18 protein-coding genes, 1 tRNA gene, 1 rRNA gene, 1 other RNA gene and 1 other annotated feature are annotated in these 18867 nt (G+C 34.9%); of the genes, 14 read left to right on the plus strand and 7 right to left on the minus strand.

Annotation, left to right across the window (positions count from 1 at the left end):
- Positions 1–86, plus strand: a 5S ribosomal RNA gene (gene rrf / locus ACX6U0_RS20985); the annotation flags it as partial.
- Between the two features lie 40 nt (positions 87–126).
- Here rrf and ACX6U0_RS20990 read toward each other — a convergent pair.
- Entirely contained in the window at positions 127–1086 is a 960-nt protein-coding gene (locus tag ACX6U0_RS20990; protein ID WP_464961765.1) for a YaaC family protein, read from the minus strand.
- A gap of 116 nt (positions 1087–1202) precedes the next feature.
- On the opposite strand from ACX6U0_RS20990, the gene guaB reads away from it, so the two are divergent.
- The 5 genes from guaB (at position 1203) to serS (ending at position 7339) form a co-directional block, all read left to right on the plus strand.
- Positions 1203–2666, plus strand: coding sequence for an IMP dehydrogenase (guaB, locus tag ACX6U0_RS20995; RefSeq protein ID WP_464961766.1), 1464 nt, complete (start codon positions 1203–1205; stop codon positions 2664–2666).
- 79 nt (positions 2667–2745) lie between these two features.
- Positions 2746–4098, plus strand: a complete 1353-nt coding sequence (locus ACX6U0_RS21000) for a serine hydrolase (RefSeq protein ID WP_464961767.1) — start codon at positions 2746–2748, stop codon at positions 4096–4098.
- 133 nt (positions 4099–4231) lie between these two features.
- Positions 4232–5116, plus strand: a complete 885-nt coding sequence (gene pdxS / locus ACX6U0_RS21005) for a pyridoxal 5'-phosphate synthase lyase subunit PdxS (protein WP_088004258.1) — start codon at positions 4232–4234, stop codon at positions 5114–5116.
- A 12-nt stretch (positions 5117–5128) separates the two neighbouring features.
- Positions 5129–5716, plus strand: a complete 588-nt coding sequence (pdxT, locus tag ACX6U0_RS21010) for a pyridoxal 5'-phosphate synthase glutaminase subunit PdxT (protein WP_464961768.1) — start codon at positions 5129–5131, stop codon at positions 5714–5716.
- Positions 5717–5765: 49 nt separating this feature from the next.
- Positions 5766–5993: a binding site (T-box leader), on the plus strand.
- 71 nt (positions 5994–6064) lie between these two features.
- A complete protein-coding gene (gene serS, locus ACX6U0_RS21015) occupies positions 6065–7339 on the plus strand; it encodes a serine--tRNA ligase (RefSeq protein ID WP_464961769.1) in 1275 nt (424 codons plus the stop codon).
- Positions 7340–7392: 53 nt separating this feature from the next.
- Here the strand turns inward: serS and cstA are convergent, their stop codons facing one another.
- The 3 genes from cstA to ACX6U0_RS21030 all read right to left on the minus strand — a co-directional run bounded on the left by cstA (position 7393) and on the right by ACX6U0_RS21030 (position 11804).
- A complete protein-coding gene (gene cstA / locus ACX6U0_RS21020) occupies positions 7393–9186 on the minus strand; it encodes a carbon starvation protein CstA (RefSeq protein WP_464961770.1) in 1794 nt (597 codons plus the stop codon).
- Between the two features lie 125 nt (positions 9187–9311).
- Positions 9312–10049, minus strand: a complete 738-nt coding sequence (locus ACX6U0_RS21025; RefSeq protein WP_464961771.1) for a LytR/AlgR family response regulator transcription factor — start codon at positions 10047–10049, stop codon at positions 9312–9314.
- A 3-nt stretch (positions 10050–10052) separates the two neighbouring features.
- Complete coding sequence (locus ACX6U0_RS21030; protein WP_464961772.1) at positions 10053–11804, minus strand: LytS/YhcK type 5TM receptor domain-containing protein; 1752 nt, start codon at positions 11802–11804, stop codon at positions 10053–10055.
- 230 nt (positions 11805–12034) lie between these two features.
- On the opposite strand from ACX6U0_RS21030, the gene ACX6U0_RS21035 reads away from it, so the two are divergent.
- Positions 12035–12127 (plus strand) — tRNA-Ser (locus ACX6U0_RS21035).
- Positions 12128–12271: 144 nt separating this feature from the next.
- Here the strand turns inward: ACX6U0_RS21035 and ACX6U0_RS21040 are convergent.
- The 3 genes from ACX6U0_RS21040 to ACX6U0_RS21050 form a co-directional block, all read right to left on the minus strand.
- Positions 12272–12946, minus strand: coding sequence for a deoxynucleoside kinase (locus ACX6U0_RS21040; RefSeq protein ID WP_464961773.1), 675 nt, complete (start codon positions 12944–12946; stop codon positions 12272–12274).
- On the minus strand, positions 12943–13584 hold the full coding sequence (locus tag ACX6U0_RS21045) for a deoxynucleoside kinase (RefSeq protein WP_464961774.1): 642 nt from the start codon (positions 13582–13584) through the stop codon (positions 12943–12945). Before ACX6U0_RS21045 ends, ACX6U0_RS21040 begins: the two co-directional genes overlap by 4 nt.
- Positions 13585–13699: 115 nt before the next feature.
- Complete coding sequence (locus ACX6U0_RS21050) at positions 13700–14281, minus strand: cysteine hydrolase family protein (protein WP_464961775.1); 582 nt, start codon at positions 14279–14281, stop codon at positions 13700–13702.
- An 83-nt stretch (positions 14282–14364) separates the two neighbouring features.
- Between ACX6U0_RS21050 and tadA the strand changes: the two genes are divergently transcribed.
- The 7 genes from tadA (at position 14365) to ACX6U0_RS21085 (ending at position 18583) form a co-directional block, all read left to right on the plus strand.
- Positions 14365–14850, plus strand: a complete 486-nt coding sequence (gene tadA, locus ACX6U0_RS21055) for a tRNA adenosine(34) deaminase TadA (RefSeq protein ID WP_464961776.1) — start codon at positions 14365–14367, stop codon at positions 14848–14850.
- Positions 14851–14920: 70 nt separating this feature from the next.
- Positions 14921–15185, plus strand: an RNA gene (gene ffs, locus ACX6U0_RS21060) — signal recognition particle sRNA large type.
- Positions 15186–15308: 123 nt separating this feature from the next.
- Positions 15309–16994 (plus strand): DNA polymerase III subunit gamma/tau, encoded by a 1686-nt coding sequence (gene dnaX, locus ACX6U0_RS21065; RefSeq protein ID WP_464961777.1) that lies wholly within the window; start codon positions 15309–15311, stop codon positions 16992–16994.
- A gap of 20 nt (positions 16995–17014) precedes the next feature.
- Positions 17015–17341 (plus strand): YbaB/EbfC family nucleoid-associated protein, encoded by a 327-nt coding sequence (locus ACX6U0_RS21070; protein ID WP_088004282.1) that lies wholly within the window; start codon positions 17015–17017, stop codon positions 17339–17341.
- An 11-nt stretch (positions 17342–17352) separates the two neighbouring features.
- Positions 17353–17949, plus strand: coding sequence for a recombination mediator RecR (gene recR, locus ACX6U0_RS21075; RefSeq protein ID WP_088004284.1), 597 nt, complete (start codon positions 17353–17355; stop codon positions 17947–17949).
- Positions 17950–17972: 23 nt separating this feature from the next.
- Entirely contained in the window at positions 17973–18200 is a 228-nt protein-coding gene (locus tag ACX6U0_RS21080; protein WP_464961778.1) for a YaaL family protein, read from the plus strand.
- A 119-nt stretch (positions 18201–18319) separates the two neighbouring features.
- Complete coding sequence (locus tag ACX6U0_RS21085) at positions 18320–18583, plus strand: pro-sigmaK processing inhibitor BofA family protein (RefSeq protein WP_464961779.1); 264 nt, start codon at positions 18320–18322, stop codon at positions 18581–18583.
- The last annotated feature ends 284 nt before the right edge of the window (positions 18584–18867 follow it).

Consider the following 18867-nt stretch of genomic DNA (forward strand, 5'->3'; position numbering starts at 1 on the left):
GTTCCCATACCGAACACGGCAGTTAAGCTCTTCAGCGTCGATGGTAGTTGGGGGTTTCCCCCTGTGAGAGTAGAACGTCGCCTGGTAACTAAAACATCAGCTATTAAGCTGATGTTTTTTTGTGTTTTATAAGGTTAAGAAACGGTTGATTAAAAAAGGAATTTTTTGTTCAGTTGATGTTAGAAACTGATTGATTAGGGGATAATCATCGGTAGAAAATGTTTGTAAAAGTTCGCACCACCAATCAGTTTCATATCTGCAAATCATACTTAAATTATAAAGAAGCAGGTAATGATAAAGTATTTCAGGTAAAATCATCAATGCTTCCTTTTGTGTTTTTAAATGATAACTTTGATTAGATAAATTAAAATAAAAAGGCGCATTTCTAAGTAGTTTTTCATTATTATTAGACTGGATTTTAATGTTTTTAGGGTCTTGTGAAACAAGGTCAATATTTATTGTACTTTGTTTCGACTGTAGAAATGTTATAAAACGTTCTGCGGTAAAATGGTAGGAAGATAAGATTTGTTCAGGTACAACAATCATATCATGCTCAAAACGTATCGGAATAAATACACTACCTTTTTTCGTTATTTTTAATAGAGTACTTAATTCAGGTATTGATTGAAGTAGTTGAAGCATCATAAACTTCTCACCATCTAAATTTGTAATATTAAATAATTCTTTTGCTGCATGAGTAAACAATCCGTTTTTTTGTATTTTTACTTCATCTTCTAAAAAAGAGTATCCGGTTTTTTTGATTTTTCTAGATGTCACTCCGTGAGCTAAAATGGCAGTAGTGCTAGGATAATTAGGATCTACGGTAAGGATACAAGCCTTAATTAACTGAACTAGTCCATAAAACAGTAATGTTGGTTTTACGTTTATTTGTGAATGTTGAGCCGCAAGAAAATAGCTTTTCCCATGTTCGATATAATATAAAAAGGGATAAGCATTATGAAAAGCCTTTGATTTTTTATCTATAGAATGAAAACGCTCATATTTTCTTTGTAAATAATTTTTTGAATATTGAGCAGAGCTAAAGTAGCATAGTTCATCCCATACATTATTATATGGATATAGCATAAGAGTAAGACTCCTTATTAACTGAATATTTAAACATAACTTGACTTCCTTGACAGTGTTTTATCCTATTGTTAATCTACTAATAATATTTATACGCATATAGGGGGGCTTTTTTAATGTGGGAATCGAAATTCGTAAAAGAAGGACTTACTTTTGATGATGTTTTATTAGTTCCAGCTAAATCTGAAGTACTTCCAAACCAAGTTGATGTAAGTGTAAGATTAACTGATAAAATCCAGTTAAACATACCTCTAATTAGTGCTGGTATGGACACTGTAACTGAAGCTGAGATGGCAATTGCAATGGCTAGACAGGGTGGATTAGGTATTATTCACAAAAATATGTCAATCGAAGAACAAGCTGAACAAGTAGATAAAGTTAAGCGTTCAGAGAGTGGTGTAATTAATGATCCATTTTTCCTTACACCGACTCACAAAGTAGCAGATGCAGAATATTTAATGGGAAAATACCGAATTTCAGGTGTACCGATTGTAGATGATACAGATAACAAAAAGTTAGTTGGTATTCTTACAAATCGTGATTTACGTTTTATTCAAGATTACTCAATTGTGATTTCTGATGTTATGACAAAAGAAAATTTAGTAACTGCTCCAGTAGGAACTACACTTGCAGAAGCTGAAAAAATTCTTCAAAAGCATAAAATCGAAAAGTTACCCCTAGTAGATGAGAATGGAATTTTAAAAGGTTTAATTACGATAAAAGATATTGAAAAAGTTATTGAGTTCCCTAACTCTGCGAAAGACCAACAAGGTCGCCTATTAGTAGGAGCAGCAGTAGGTGTAACAAAAGATGCCCTACAACGCGTAGAGTTTTTAGTAAAAGCTAATGTTGACGTAGTAGTCATAGATACTGCCCACGGACATTCAAAAGGCGTTATTGAAAAAGTACAAGAAATTAGAAACAAGTTCCCAGAGTTAGCAATTATCGCTGGAAATGTTGCTACTGCACAGGCAACAAAAGAGTTAATTGAAGCAGGAGCTGATATTGTAAAAGTTGGTATCGGACCAGGTTCAATTTGTACAACTCGAGTAGTAGCTGGTGTTGGTGTACCTCAATTAACAGCAGTATATGATTGTGCAACTGTAGCTAAAGAATATGGTGTACCTATTATCGCGGATGGTGGTATTAAATATTCTGGAGATATCGTTAAAGCTTTAGCAGCTGGTGGACATGTTGTTATGTTAGGTAGCATGTTTGCAGGTGTTCAAGAAAGCCCAGGCGAAACTGAGATATTCCAAGGAAGACAATTTAAGGTGTATCGTGGTATGGGTTCTGTTGGCGCTATGGAACGAGGAAGTAAAGATCGTTATTTCCAAGAAGGTAATAAAAAGTTAGTTCCAGAAGGTATTGAAGGACGTGTTGCTTACAAAGGTCCTTTAGCAGACACAGTTCACCAATTAATTGGTGGTATAAGAGCTGGTATGGGTTACTGTGGAACACCTACTTTAAGAGAATTAAGAGAAAATGCACAATTTATTAGAATGACTGGAGCTGGATTAAGAGAAAGTCATCCTCATGATGTTCATATTACGAAAGAGGCACCTAATTACTCTTCGTGATTTCATTAGGCAATTACAAGAAATTGTAGTTGCCTATTTTTTGGGAAATAATTATGTTAAAATGTACAAGATGAAATAAATGAGTGGAGGTAAGAAAGTGATTGGAAAGAACATACTAAAAAAACTAGTAGTATTAACACTAGCATTTGCTTTAGTCATCCCTGTAAATTTACGACTAGTAGCTGCTGAAGATGTGTTAGGAGTTAAGGCTGATGCAGCGATATTAGTAGATTCAAACTCTGGAAAAATATTATTCGAAAAAAATTCAAATACTCCTTTACCAATAGCGAGTATGACAAAAATGATGTCTGAATATCTTGTAATTGATGCTGTTCATGATGGGAAAATATCATGGGATCAAAAAGTAACAGTATCAGAATATGCACATAAAATTTCACAAAATACTGGTTTATCTAATGTACCATTAGAGCTAGGTGGAAAATATACAGTAAAAGAATTATACGAAGCTGCAGCAATTTATTCTGCGAATGGTGCGACTATTGCACTAGCTGAATTAGTTGGCGGTTCAGAGAAAAATTTTGTACAGCTTATGAATGATAAAGCAAAAGAACTAAAACTAGGTGAGGTTAAGTTTGTTAACGCAACTGGTCTAGTGAATAAAGATTTACAAGGCATGCACCCAGAAGGTACATCACCTTCTGATGAAAATATTATGAGTGCTAAAGGTGTGGCTAAATTAGCATACTATTTACTAAATGATTATCCTGAAGTTCTTGAAACTTCATCAATTCCTAAAAAAATCTTCCAAGAAGGTCAGAAATATCCTGTAAAAATGGAAAACTGGAACTGGATGTTACCAGGATTAGTTTTCGAATACCAAGGTATGGACGGTTTGAAAACAGGTTCAACTGATTCTGCTGGATTTTGTTTTACAGGTACGGCTGAAAGAGACGGTCAACGTTATATTTCTGTTGTAATGGGAGCAGATTCATACAATTCACGTTTCAGTGAAACAGCAAAATTAATGGATTATGGTTTCAGTAATTTCGAGAAAATTACATTAGTTGAAAAAGGCCAAGCTGTTAAAGGAAATAAAACAGTTAAAGTGATCAAAGGTAAAGAAAAAGAAGTAAATGTTGTTGCCAAAGATGCACTTACATTAGCTGTAAAGCGTGGAGAAGGTAAAAATTATAAAGCACAGATTAAATTATCTGGAAAAAATGTAGATGAAGATGGTCATATTATTGCTCCGATTAAAAAGAATACTAAAGTTGGAGAAATAATTGTTAAGTCTTCAAATAAAGACGATTTGGGCTTTATTACTACAAGCAATGAAAAAACATTTGATTTAGTAGTAGATAAAGACGTAGAAAAAGCAAATTGGTTCGTATTAACATTTAGAGCAATCGGTTCTTTCTTTGGGAATTTATGGGGAAGTATCGTTGATGGCATAAGTGGATTATTTAAATAATTATAAAATACAGTAACTTCAATTGTTAAGTTGAACATTTTTCAGTAAAATGGGAATTAGGTAACTTTTCAATGGGAGAAAATCGCAAATAATTTTGTTACCTAGAATGTTTTAATAATGGAGGGGCAAGACAATGAATTTAACAGGAACAGATCGTGTAAAACGTGGCATGGCAGAAATGCAAAAAGGCGGCGTTATTATGGACGTAGTAAATGCTGAACAAGCTAAAATAGCAGAGGCAGCTGGTGCAGTTGCAGTAATGGCTTTAGAAAAAGTACCATCTGATATTCGTGCAGCTGGTGGAGTTGCTCGTATGGCTGATACAAGTATTACTGAAGAAATTTTAAACGCAGTTAGTATTCCTGTAATGGCTAAAGCGCGTATTGGACATATCGTAGAAGCTCGCGTTTTAGAAGCAATGGGAGTAGACTACATTGATGAGAGTGAAGTATTATCACCTGCTGATGATATCTTCCACATTAATAAATCTGATTACACAGTTCCATTCGTTTGTGGTTGCCGTAACCTAGGTGAAGCACTTCGTCGTATTGGTGAAGGTGCATCTATGCTTCGTACTAAAGGTGAGCCTGGAACAGGAAACATCGTAGAAGCAGTTCGTCACTTACGCCAAATTAATGGAGAAATCCGTAAAGTAGTTGGTTTATCACTTGATGAATTAATGGTTGAAGCTAAAAACCTTGGCGCTCCATATGAATTATTACTTCAAATTAAAGAGCTTGGTCGTTTACCAGTAGTAAACTTCGCGGCTGGTGGTGTAGCAACACCTGCTGATGCAGCTTTAATGATGGAATTAGGTGCTGATGGGGTATTCGTAGGATCTGGTATCTTCAAATCAGAAAACCCTGAGAAATTTGCTAGTGCGATTGTACAAGCTACTACTCACTACCAAGATTACGAGTTAATTGCAAACCTTTCTAAAAACTTAGGTCCAGCTATGAAAGGTATCGATATGAGACAACTTGCAGCTGCTGATCGTATGCAAGACCGTAGCATTTAAGTTGGTGACACGATGAAAATTGGTGTATTAGCTTTACAGGGAGCAGTTCAAGAACATATTAATGCAATTAATGCATCAGGTGCTGAAGCGGTAATTGTGAAGCGTGTAGAGCATTTAGAAGGATTAGATGGGATTGTATTACCTGGTGGAGAAAGTACTGCGATGCGTAAGCTACTTGACCATATTGGTTTACTACAGCCATTAAAAGATAAAATTGAAAATGGTTTACCTGCATTTGGTACATGTGCTGGCATGATTTTGCTTTCAAAGGAAATTGCAAATGATGATACAGTACACCTTGGCGTAATGGATATGGTTTCAGAGCGCAATGCATTTGGTAGACAAGTCGATAGTTTTGAAGTGAATATTCCTATAAAAGGAGTATGCGAAGACTTCCCGGCGGTATTCATTAGAGCACCATTTATTCGTTCAGTTTCTGGTGATGCAGAAGTTATAGCCGAGCATGATGGTAATATTGTTGCTGTTAAACAAAACCATATGTTAGCTGCATCGTTCCATCCAGAATTAACAGAAGACTATCGCTTAATGAATTACTTTGTAAACATGGTTAAAGAAAAAAATGCTAATTTAAGTATGTAGCTATTGAAAAATGTAAAAGCTTATAGTAAATTATAATAAAATTTAATTGTCTAAAGCGATGAAAGAAAATAGTAACAAGTTCTTAATTTCCAGAGAGTCGGTGGTTGGTGAAAACCGATAATGAAGTCTTGTGAATCCATTCTTGAGCGAGTTGTGGAATACTGATTCTAGTTAGTAAATAACTCCGGTTATATAGTCCGTTAAACTATACTAAGGTGGAAGGATTATTTGTAATTCTTCAATTAGGGTGGCAACGCGGGTAGCTCTCGTCCCTTTATAGGGATGAGGGCTTTTTTGTATTCTTTTTTAACATCCTTTAGACAGCAAAGAAAAATAGGAGGAATGAAAATGTTAGACGTTAAGTTATTACGTAGCAATTTTGAAGATGTAAAAGCAAAATTACAGTTACGTGGTGGAGATGTAAGCTATATTGAAAAATTTGAAGACTTGGATTTAAAGCGTAGAGAATTACTTGTTGAAGCTGAAGGATTAAAAAGTCGCCGTAATGAAGTTAGCCAAGAAATAAGTGTTTTAAAGCGTGAGAAAAAAGACGCTGAGGCTTTAATTGTTGAAATGCGCGAAGTTGGCGATAAAATTAAAGACCTAGATGAAGAAATTAGAGGATTAGAAGAGCAACTTGATGCTATTCTATTTACAATCCCAAACCTAGTAAGTGATTCAGTTCCTGAAGGTTTAACGGAAGATGACAATGTTGAAATTCGTAGAATCGGTGAAGTTCGTACATTTGAATTTGAACCGAAACCACACTGGGATTTAGGCGTAGATTTAGACATTCTTGATTTTGAACGCGGTGCGAAAGTTACAGGTAGCCGTTTTACATTCTATAAAGGTTTAGGGGCAAAACTTGAGCGTGCTTTAATTAGTTTTATGTTAGATCTTCATACAGAGGAGCATGGTTATACAGAGATGTTACCTCCAAATCTTGTAAATCGTTCAAGTATGATTGGTACTGGGCAGCTTCCAAAATTTGAAGAAGATGCATTCCGTATCGAAAAAGAAGATTTCTTCTTAGTACCGACAGCGGAAGTTCCAGTTACAAACTATCATCGTGATGAGATTTTAGATGGTTCACAGTTACCGATTGCATATACAGCTTATAGTGCATGCTTCCGTTCAGAAGCAGGATCTGCTGGACGCGATACAAGAGGTTTAATTCGTCAGCACCAGTTTAATAAAGTTGAACTTGTTCGTTTTGTTAAACCAGAAGATTCTTATATAGAGTTAGAAAAATTAACAGCTCATGCTGAAAAAGTTCTACAATTATTAGAATTACCATACCGTGTTATTACATTATGTGCTGGTGATATTGGTTTCACTTCTGCAAAAACGTATGATATTGAAGTCTGGTTACCAAGCTATGATGCTTACAAAGAAATTTCTTCTTGTAGTAATTTTGAAGCTTTCCAAGCAAGACGTGCGAATATTCGCTTCCGTCGTGAGCCGAAAGGAAAGCCAGAATTTGTTCATACATTAAATGGATCTGGCCTAGCGATTGGTCGTACAGTATCTGCAATCTTGGAAAACTACCAACAAGCAGATGGTTCAGTAGTCATTCCTGAAGTGCTTCGTCCTTATATGGGTGGAAAAGAAGTCATTAAATAAAAATAAGCAGGTTGTCACGAGAGAGAGTTTCTCAGAGACAACCTGCTTTTTATTTAGAATGTTTTCGCATTCATTTTAAATTGAGGAGTATTCCACATTTCCAACCATTTTTTAATTGCAGAAATTAGTATGATAATACCAAGGACTAGCATGATGATTGAAAGAATTGCATTTAGTGTGCTGTATCCTGCAGCATCAGGATTTAGATAAACGTTTTTAACCATCCAGTATCCCGCATAGTTTACTGTTACAAATAGATACGCGAGTGGGACAAGACATGTTAACATGTACCAACGTTTATCAGCAATTTTTAGTATAACCGTCGCACCAATGATCAGACCGATCGAAGCCATTAACTGGTTAGATACACCGAATAGTGCCCAAATTGATCCAATGTCTCCGGAAAATAAGAGATATCCCCACATAAAACAAGCAAGTGCACTTGCAAATATTGAACCAGGGATCCAATCCGTTTTCTTCAACGGTTTATAGTACTCTCCAAAGAAATCTTGAATTAAGTATCTTGCTACACGAGTACCAGCATCGATTGCCGTTAAAATAAATACTGCCTCAAACATGATTACAAATTGGAAGAAGTAAGATGCTAAATGGCTAAACCATGGAATTGATGTAAAAATGTAGGACATTCCTACTGCTAGTGTAACAGCGCCACCAGTACGACCTTCTAAGTCTAGTCCAATTTCTCGTGCAAGCTCGGGAAGATGTACAACTTCCATACCCAGGGTTTTAAATACTTCTGGAGTTGAGTTAATTGCAAAGTAATCTGCTGGTTGTAGAGCGGTAGCAGCGATAAGTGCCATAATCCCTACTAAACACTCAACAAGCATTGCTCCAAATCCTACAACTTTAATATCGCTCCATCGATCAAGCATTTTTGGAGTTGTACCAGATCCTACGAAAGCGTGGAAACCAGAAATCGCTCCACATGCAATTGTAATTGAAATGAATGGCCATACTGGTCCTGCAAGAATTGGACCGCCACCACCAGTAAATTTCGTAAATGCTGGGAATTCAATAACTGGATTTATAATAAATACGCCGATAATTAATGCAATAAATACACCAATTTTCATGAAACTACTCAAATAATCTCGAGGTGCAAGCAATAACCATACTGGTAATGCTGCTGCAAAAAATGCATAGATCGGTAGAATAATAGCTAATGTTTTTGTATCAAATGTTAAAAATTCCCCAAGAGCAGTCTCCTGGATAGTTGGCCCCATAAATACACCAACCATTAATAAAACAAACCCAATAGTGGAGGCTAGTTTTAAGTTGCCTGTTTTCTTATAAAATAATCCAACACCCATAGCAATTGGAATTGTAATACCAACAGCAAAAGTACCCCAAGGATTGTTTTCTAGCGCATGAAGCACAACCATTGAAAGACCTGCCATTGTAATCGTAATAATAAATAGCATAGCTAGCCCTGTACAAAAACCAGCTACGGGACCTAATTCTTCTTTTGCTACTTCTGATAATGATTTACCTTTTTTACGCATAGAGGCAAATAATACAACTGCGTCATGTACTGCTCCACCAATAACTGCACCTATTAAGAGCCAAAGTAGACCAGGTAGGTAACCAAATTGTGCAGCTAAAATAGGACCTACTAATGGACCAGCTGCAGCAATCGCAGCAAAGTGATGACCGAAGGAAACCCATTTGTTTGTTGGTACATAATCCTTTCCATCGTTTAATTCATGAGCGGGTGTTGCTTTAGAATCATCTAGCTTTAATACCTTTACCGTTATGAAAGTTCCATATAAACGATAGGCTATCATTAATATACACATAGAAGCAATAACAATTGTAACCGCATTCATTTTTATCAAGACCTCCCCTGTTTTTATATCTTTTATATTACGCTATGAAAATGCCAACATCTTCTTTTCAATATGAATTGCATAAATAACAGGGTGAATCGCAAAATAGGGTAGTGAAATACAATTTAAAAATCAAAAAGCAGTTTTAATTCCTTAGTATAAGTACGACTTACAGGGACTTTCTCTTGATCACGCATGATTAGATTATAAGTTGAATGAAACCAGGGTTGAATTTCAATAATCTTATCGATATTAACGATGTAGCTACGATGTACACGTATAAATGAAGTGTCTTGAAGTTTACGTTCAATACTTATCAATGGCTCATTAACTTGATATGAATATTTTTCAGTCACAACGACTGTCTTACCATCAAGTGTATAAACGTATAGAATTTCCTCAAATGTAACTAATAGTATTCGTTCATCTACATTAATTGCCAGTTTATCTTGTTTTAATTGGCGTTTTTGTTTCTTATTTAGCGATTCTTTAAAATGGGGAGATGCGAGCCTAATAATCTTTTCTACGGTTTTTAAAATTCTATCTTCGTCATACGGTTTTAAAATGTAATCAATTGCCTGTAATTCAAAGGCATTCAAGGCATACTCATCAAAAGCTGTTGCAAATACAATGGCGGGCTTGTAATCTAAATCCTGTAATTTTTGAGCCAAATCCAATCCACTTTCATCAGCTAACTGAATATCTAAAAAGACGACATCAATTGTATTCGAGTGAACTTCCTCCAGCGCTCTTTCAATAGTATCGACTGAAGCTATGATATCTACTTCCTTACTTCTCTTTAATAGATAAGCTAATTCGTCACGCGCTAACGGCTCATCATCAATTATTAGTGCCTTTAACAAATATTATCCCTCCAAGTTCTCCTCGGCTAAAGGTAGCGTTATATATACTTTTGTACCTAATCCAAGATCTGATTCTATTTGAAAGTTCTCTTTTTGACCATAAATTTCTTCAATACGTTTCTTAATATTCCATAAGGCAGTACCAGTTCCTTCTTTTGACTGAACAGTTTCATTACCAATAGTTTTAAGTAATTCGGTTGGAATACCTTTACCATTGTCCTCAGTAAGAAGGATCATTTTTCTTTTATTTTTGTATGCACTGACAACTACATTTAGTTTTTTCTCTTTTGAAAATGCATGTCGGATTGAATTTTCTACAAGAGGTTGTAGTGTAAATGGAGGTATCATGACATTGCGTAAGCTTGGTTCAATGTCAAAATCTACAGTAAATTTATTTGGGAAACGGGTTTGCTCTAACGTCAAATATGCTTCAACATGCTCAAGTTCTTTTTCAAGTGGTACTAGTGTTTGTCTTGCTCCTTGCAAATTGTTACGGAAAAAAGTACTCAGATGTATAAGTAATTTTCTAGCTTTATCTGAATCTGTTCGAATCAGACTAGAAATAGTATTAATCGAATTAAATAAAAAATGTGGATGTACTTGTGCTTGTAAAGCTTTTATTTCTGCATCTTTTAATAGTCTTCTTTGTAACTCTACTTCAGCTAGTTCTAACTGGGTTGAAAAAAGTTTACTTAATCCGTCAGCTAATTCCTGTTCAACTTTATCGAGTTTACTTGAATCTCGATAATATAATTTCAATGATCCTACAGTTCTATTTGAAGCTTTTAATGGAAGTACAATTGCCGCTTGTAATGGGCAATTTTCATGAGAGCACTGAATTTCTTCTCTACTATTCGCAATAAAAATGTCACCATGCTCAAGGGCTTTTTTCGTTAATCTAGTGGATAGGCTCTGTAATGGTTTGTGATGATTAGAACCTGCACCGATATGCGCGAGTACTTGTTCATGATCAGTAATTGAAATAGCATCTGCTTTTGTCAGTCTGAAAATAATTCTTGAAACCTCGGCACTTGAGTGAGTCGTTAATCCCTGTCTAAAATAGGGGAGTGTTTGCTGGGCAATGAATAAAGCTCTGTTTGTTTGAAGAGCTCTAGTTTTTTCTTCTTCCTGAAGTATGTTTTGAATAATTAATATGAAGATGAATGTTCCAAATCCGTTAATGGCAATCATAGGAAAAGCAATTAATTCCACTAAGTGCAAGGCCGCATCGAAAGGCTTTGCGACAATTAAAATAATCCCCATTTGAATGCACTCCATTAAAATTCCAATGATCACAGCCCTTAATAGAGAGTTGTTTTTTTGAATCCCATATTTTTTACCTAGGAATCCTGTTACAACTCCAGCCAATATTGTAGAAAACGCACATGCGAGGGCTGTAAAACCACCAAGAGTTAATCTGTGCAGACCAGCAATTAGTCCAACGCCCAATCCGACAAATGGACCACCGAGCAAACCGCCAATCGCAACACCCATAATTCGTGTGTTTGCAATTGCATTATTACTATCTACATTAAAATGCCAAGTTTGTGACATAATAGAATCTTGATAAATATGAACGCCAGTGTAATTACTAACAATGCCGAAAGCACCGAAGATGACAATTAATAAAAATTTGCCTTTTACGGAATGCTCATTTTGAATAATTTGGCGAAAAGATTTCATTCTAGAAAGTAATAAAGCTAGTATGACTAATATACCAACGCGTTCTAACATTAAAGGTAATAACTCTAACAAATCTTTTCTCCTCCTATCCAAATTTTTGACATGATTTATATTATATTTCTATTATAAGTAATGGAATTTTACATGTATATTTAAATAACTCCTTGATAAATTATTAGTGTAAATAATGGTCTTTTTTACAGTACGAGCTGTTAATAAATAAAAAGGGAAAAATAATATTTTTTTTTGAAAGAATGCTTGACCATAAATTTTTATTATGATATTATAAATCTTGTCAAAACGGAGTAATACCCAAGTCTGGCTGAAGGGATCGGTCTTGAAAACCGACAGGGGTGTAACAGCCCGCGGGGGTTCGAATCCCTCTTACTCCTCCATTTTTGATTTATAACGGAGCGCATACATATATCGGAGATTGTCAACTCGTTACTTATGGTAACGAGTTTTTTGTTTGTCTAAAAATAATAGAAATATAAAAAGCTGTTTACTCATTGGTATAGAGTAAACAGCTTTACTATTTATTATCTAGATTTGATATATTTTTGAGAATGATTTAATACATTACCAATTTTCTTAATGATTTCTTCAACAGATGTTTCGTCTTTAATTAGGTCATATTCACTAATACTTAGGCGAAGTACTGGGCAAGCATTAAAATTATTAATCCAGTTTTCATAACGAGAGTTCATTTCTTTCCAATACTCGATTGGAGTTTGTTGTTCCATCGGACGTCCACGTTCTTTAATACGCTCAACTACTTCGTCAAATGTTCCTTCTAAATAAATTAATAAGTCTGGTGTTGGAAAATATGGTGACATTACCATTGCATCAAATAAGCTAGTATATGTTTCATAATCTACTTCACTCATTGTGCCTTTTTCATAATGCATTTTTGCAAAGATTCCAGTGTCTTCATAAATAGAACGATCTTGGATAAAACCTCCGCCATACTCGAACATTCTTTTTTGTTCCTTAAAGCGTTCAGCTAAGAAGTAAATTTGTAAATGAAAACTCCATCTAGAAAAATCTTGATAGAATTTATCTAAATATGGATTCGTATCAACTTTTTCAAATGATGTACGAAAGTTTAATGCGTCCGCTAAAGCATTTGTCATCGTAGACTTACCTACTCCAACTGTACCGGCAATTGTGATTACTGCGTCATTTCGTATTCCGTATTTTTCGCGCAAATTCATATGCTTCTTAGCTCCTTTTGTAAGGTGTTTTCTAATGTATCAAGAATCATCGTTAAATCTCTTGGATTATTTACGAAGTCAATTTGATCTCCATCGAACTTTAATACAGGAATCTCAGGGTGTTTTAACTGAAATTCTTTCATGTGTATCTCGTAATCTTCTATTAGTTGTAATAAGTATTGATCTTCAATTAAGTTTTCAAATTCTCTGCCTCGAAGCTCAATTCTCTTTTGAAGTGTTTCTAAGCTGGCAGTTAAATAGATGATTACGTTAGGTTTTGGCATATCTTCTGTTAAAATCTGATATATTTTTAAGTATTTATCGTGCTGTTGGTCTTTTAACGTCCTGCTTGCAAAGATTAAATTCTTAAGGATGTGGTAGTCTGCAACTACTGGAATCGATTTTTTAAGAAACATTTTATCGATATCTTCTAATTGTTTAAATCGGTTGCATAGGAAAAACATTTCCGTTTGGAAACTCCACTCTTCAATGTCTGTGTAAAACTTACCTAAAAATGGATTTTCATCTACTATTTCTTTCAATAATTCATAATGAAAGTGCTCAGAGATCGCTTTGGATAGAGATGTTTTTCCGACACCTATAGGTCCTTCTACTGTAATAAAAGGTACATGTATCATCTCTTGTCCTCCTTACTAGTCAATTTCCGTATCATACGCTTAAACATACAGAAACTATTTTAACATACTGCGGACAGGTGGAATACAATTTTAAATAATTTCCAATTTTATTATCCTAATTTTTAAATAATTCACTTATGACTCCCTCTATTTCCTGAGAAAGAATCAATTTTGCATTCAATATATCCTTCATCATATAGATCGCAACTTTCTCATCGTAATCAGTAATAGAGGAAATTGCATCGTAAGGTATAATTAAGTTATAATCTCGCATAAATGCGTCGTTAGCTGTAAAAAGTACACATCGATTACCTGCAACACCTAAGATGATTAAATGAGTTACTTTTTGTTTTTTTAATTCTTTATCAAGTTCAGTCTGGTAAAAGCCTGAATAGTTTGGTTTGAAAATACAGTATTCATGTCCTTTAGGCTTAATTTCCTGGATAATGTTATAACTTAATGGATTCGTACAGTATTTTATAATTTTTTCAGCGGTAGGATTATTTTGTTTATAGTGATCGTTTACATATATAATCGGAAATTCTCTTTTTATAAATAAATCCCTTAACAGATTGATATTTGTAAGCATTTTTTCAGTTTTTTCTGCGAGGACACAACCATGCTTAAATGAAAATGAGTTGATTAAATCAACCATTATTAAAGCTGGCTTTGGATTATTGTTATCGGAAGAATTCACTCAAAATCACTCCATTCTAAGGTTTAGTTTATCTACTCATAAAAAGAATATTTGTTAGTAATAGAAATAAAGAGGTGTAAAATTTGAATAAAGACGAGATTTTTATGAAAATGGCGATAGAGGAAGCTTTGAAAGCCGAAGAGCTAGGCGAAGTTCCGATTGGTGCCATTATTGTTTATAAGGATGAAGTAATTGCGCGAGGATATAATATAAGAGAAACTAAACAAACGGCATTAGGACATGCTGAAATCACTGCAATAGAAGAAGCTTGTAAAGTAATTGATTCATGGAGGCTTGAGGAAACGACATTATATGTAACATTGGAACCTTGTCCTATGTGTGCTGGCGCAATCATTCAATCGAGAATTCCTAGGGTAGTCTTTGGTGCTCGAGATCCTAAAGCTGGTTGTGGAGGCTCTATATATAATTTACTGCAAGAGGATCAATTTAATCATCGATGTGATGTGACAATTGGTATTTTAGAGGAAGAATGTAGCAGTTTATTAACAAATTTCTTTAGAGCGTTAAGGTTGAGGAAGAAAAAATTACCTAATGAGGACAAGCATTGATTTTTTACTTAGGTTCGTATATACTTTAAATACCGCTTCTAATGGCGGGATAATTAAGGTTGTAACTTTGCCGTGCTAGGTGGGGAGGTAGCGGTGCCCTGTACTCGCAATCCGCTCTAGCGAGACTGAATTCCACACCGAGGTGTACCTACTTTGGGGCCTGCCTTAAATAAGTGGTGTTGACGTCTGGGTCCTACGCAACGAGAACTCACGAACCTTGTCAGGTCCGGAAGGAAGCAGCAATAAGTGAGCCATCTCGTGTGCCGTAGGGGTGCCTGGGCCGAGCTAACTGTTTAAGTAACGCCTGGGGTAGTGCATCGAAGTGTGGTGCACGGCAGTAACTTTATAAAAACTCACTCATAAACTTGAGTGAGTTTTTTTGTTTTCTTTAAAAAATTTTCCAACAAATCACTACTTAGGGTATAATAATGGTGACTTTGTAAGAAGGAGGAAATAAATTGACATACCAAGCATTATATCGTTTGTGGAGACCACAACAATTCAAAGACGTTGTAGGTCAAAACCATATTATACGAACGTTACAAAACTCCCTTCTTCAGCAAAAAGTTTCCCATGCATACTTGTTTACTGGCCCACGAGGGACAGGAAAAACAAGTACGGCGAAAATTTTTGCAAAAGCTTTAAATTGTGAACATGCACCAACAAATGAGCCATGTAATGAATGTTCAGTATGTAAAGGTATTACTGATGGTTCAATTTCAGATGTAATTGAAATCGATGCTGCTTCTAATAACGGTGTAGATGAGATTCGTGACATTCGCGAAAAGGTTAAATATGCACCTTCCGTAGGTAAGTACAAAGTGTACATAATAGATGAAGTTCATATGCTTTCAATAGGAGCATTTAATGCGTTATTAAAAACATTAGAAGAGCCACCAGGACATGTGATTTTTATATTAGCTACAACAGAACCTCATAAAATACCGTTAACAATTCTTTCGAGATGTCAGCGCTTTGATTTTCATAAGATTAGTGCTCAAACAATTTCTGATCGATTAATGGTCGTCTTGAACCATCAACAAACAGAAATTGATCCTGAGGCTTTGGTGATGTTATCAAGAGCGGCAGAGGGCGGTATGAGGGATGCACTGAGTATACTTGATCAAGCAATCTCATATAGTGATCAATTTATCACTTTAAACGATGTATTGTCCGTTACTGGAACTGTTGCTCAAGAAAGTTTAATTTCAGTTGTTTCTTCTATTAAAGATGGAAATGTATCAGCTTGTTTAACACATATTGAGGAACTATTGAACCAAGGGAAAGACCCAGTTCGTTTCATTGAAGATTTAACAGTCTATTTTAGAGATGTTCTATTATATAGACATTCACCTAGTACTGTAGAGTTACTCGAAAGAGCTACTGTGAATGATCGCTTTAAAGAAATAACAGAGGCATATGAAGATGAATTAATTTATCAAATTATTGCTTCACTAAGTAAAAGTCAACAAGAGATGAAATGGACGAATCATCCGAGGGTTTTACTCGAGGTAGCGATTGTTCAGTTATGTCAAAAGGCATCTGTAAGTAATGTAGGTAAAAAATCAGAAGAATTAACTGCTTTACTCAATAAAATTAATCATCTTGAAAAAGAAATTAACCATTTAAAAGAAAATGGAATAGCGGTTAGTGCAGCGAATAATGATACTGCACCAACGAAATCGAGATCAACGGCAACTCGCTCAAAAGTGCCGAATAGTATGATACAAAGTGTACTACGTGCGGCTAGTAAGCCTGAGAAAAATAAAGTATTGGCAGCATGGCCGACATTACAGGACCAGTTACGTTATCAAAATAAAGTATCTACTGCCACTTTGGTTTCTTATGGTGAGGTTGTTGCAGCTTCTTCAGAGCAATGTATTGTTGCTTTTAAATCAGAAACAATTTGTGATTTAATTAATAATAATGGAGAACAAGAGCATCTTACGACTATTAATCAAACCTTGTCTACATTATTGGGTTCAGAAATGAGTATGTTAGCAATTCCCGAGGAGGATTGGAGATCTACTAGGGATTCATATTTAAATCAAACGAAACAACAAGAAACTACTAATGAAGTTTCACCAATCGTACAAGAAGCAATCAATCTTGTCGGTGAGGATTTAGTCATAATAAAAGAATAAATATATTGGAGGAATATAAAATGATGCGTGGCGGAATGGGTAATATGAATAACATGATGAAACAAGTACAAAAAATGCAAAAGCAAATGGAAGAAGCACAAGCTGAATTAAATGTACGTACTTTCGTTGGAACAGCTGGCGGAGGAATGGTAACAGTTACTGCTAATGGATTAAAACAAATCGTAGAAGTAAATATTAAAGAAGAAGTAGTTGATCCAGAAGATATCGAAATGCTTCAAGACTTAGTATTAACTGCGACTAATGATGCACTGAAACAAATTGAAGTTGAAACATCAAAAACAATGGGTCAATTTACAAAAGGAATGAATATTCCAGGTCTATTTTAGGGGATTAGAATATGCATTATCCTGAACCCATATCAAAATTAATAGATAGTTTTATGAAATTGCCGGGGGTAGGTCCCAAAACGGCCGTTCGCCTGGCATTTTTCATGTTAGAAATGAAGCAAGATGATGTATTGGATTTCGCAAAGTCAATGATTGATGCAAAAAGAAAACTTTTGTATTGCTCAGAATGCGGCCATATAACTGATAATGATCCTTGTTATATTTGTGGCGATCAACAAAGAGATCGAACAACGATTTGTGTTGTTCAAGATACAAAAGATGTAATCGCTATGGAAAAAATGAGAGAATATCAAGGATTATACCATGTGCTTCACGGAGCGATATCTCCAATGGAAGGTGTGGGGCCCGAAGATATTAAAATTATGGAGTTATTAAATAGGCTTAAAGATGACGAAGTACAAGAAATTATACTTGCAACAAACCCGAATATTGAGGGTGAGGCTACAGCCATGTATATTTCGAGATTATTAAAATCTACTGGTATCAAAATTACGCGTATTGCACATGGTCTTCCTGTAGGTGGAGATTTGGAATATGCAGATGAAGTAACATTATCGAAAGCCCTTGAGGGTAGAAGAGAAATCTAGAAATTGATTGATGGAGAGAGACCATGGTTTTTTTTCGAAAAAAAGGAAAGCTCCGTAAAGAGTTTGACGAGTTGCTTGTAGAGAGTTTACTTGACTATAAAGATATATATTTGAATCAAGTTGAGTTAGTCGATAGAAGTGTAGATCCACCAGAGGATTTGTTAATTCATGTCAAACTATCACAAGTTAAATATTTCTTCTTATTAAAAGAAGCAAAGGCCCGTAATGTGTTGATTACGAAAATGAAGTAATAGAAGATGGAGTTATTGTTTACACAATATACTCTTTTAAATTGTTAGGTATTTAATGCAAACTCCCTTCATACAATCTTAGTACAAGGTGTACAAGTTATATGAGGGGAGTTTTTGTAATGAATAGTGTAATTATGATATCGGTAGTTTTATTTGTGATTTTATTTTTATTATTAGTAGGTCTACCTATTAAGGCATTTAAAAATATAAGTAAGTATGTACTAAGAGGAATTGTTTGCGTTATGATTGTGTTTTTATTGAATTACATATTGGCATCAAATAACTTCCATATCCCAATCAACGCATTTACATGTCTATTTGTTAGTATTCTTGGCATGCCTGGTGTTATTGCATTAGGTGTTATTGGAATATACCTTGTTTAAATTTTTTTGAAAAACATTTAGAAAATGTATTGACCGGTGGTTAAATAGATGTTATATTTATAAACGTCGCTGAGACACAACTTAAAAAAATATTGATTGACAGTTTTTGTCGACGATGTTATGATTATTAAGTTGTTAAATTAGCTTACAAGATGATCTTTGAAAACTAAACAAAACATGAAGTAAAACGTCAATTATTAGTTTTTTGAGCAATACAAGATTTAAACTTAACTATTATGGAGAGTTTGATCCTGGCTCAGGACGAACGCTGGCGGCGTGCCTAA

It is taken from the genome of Gottfriedia sp. ABJ_BB2_2 (genome assembly GCF_055484705.1).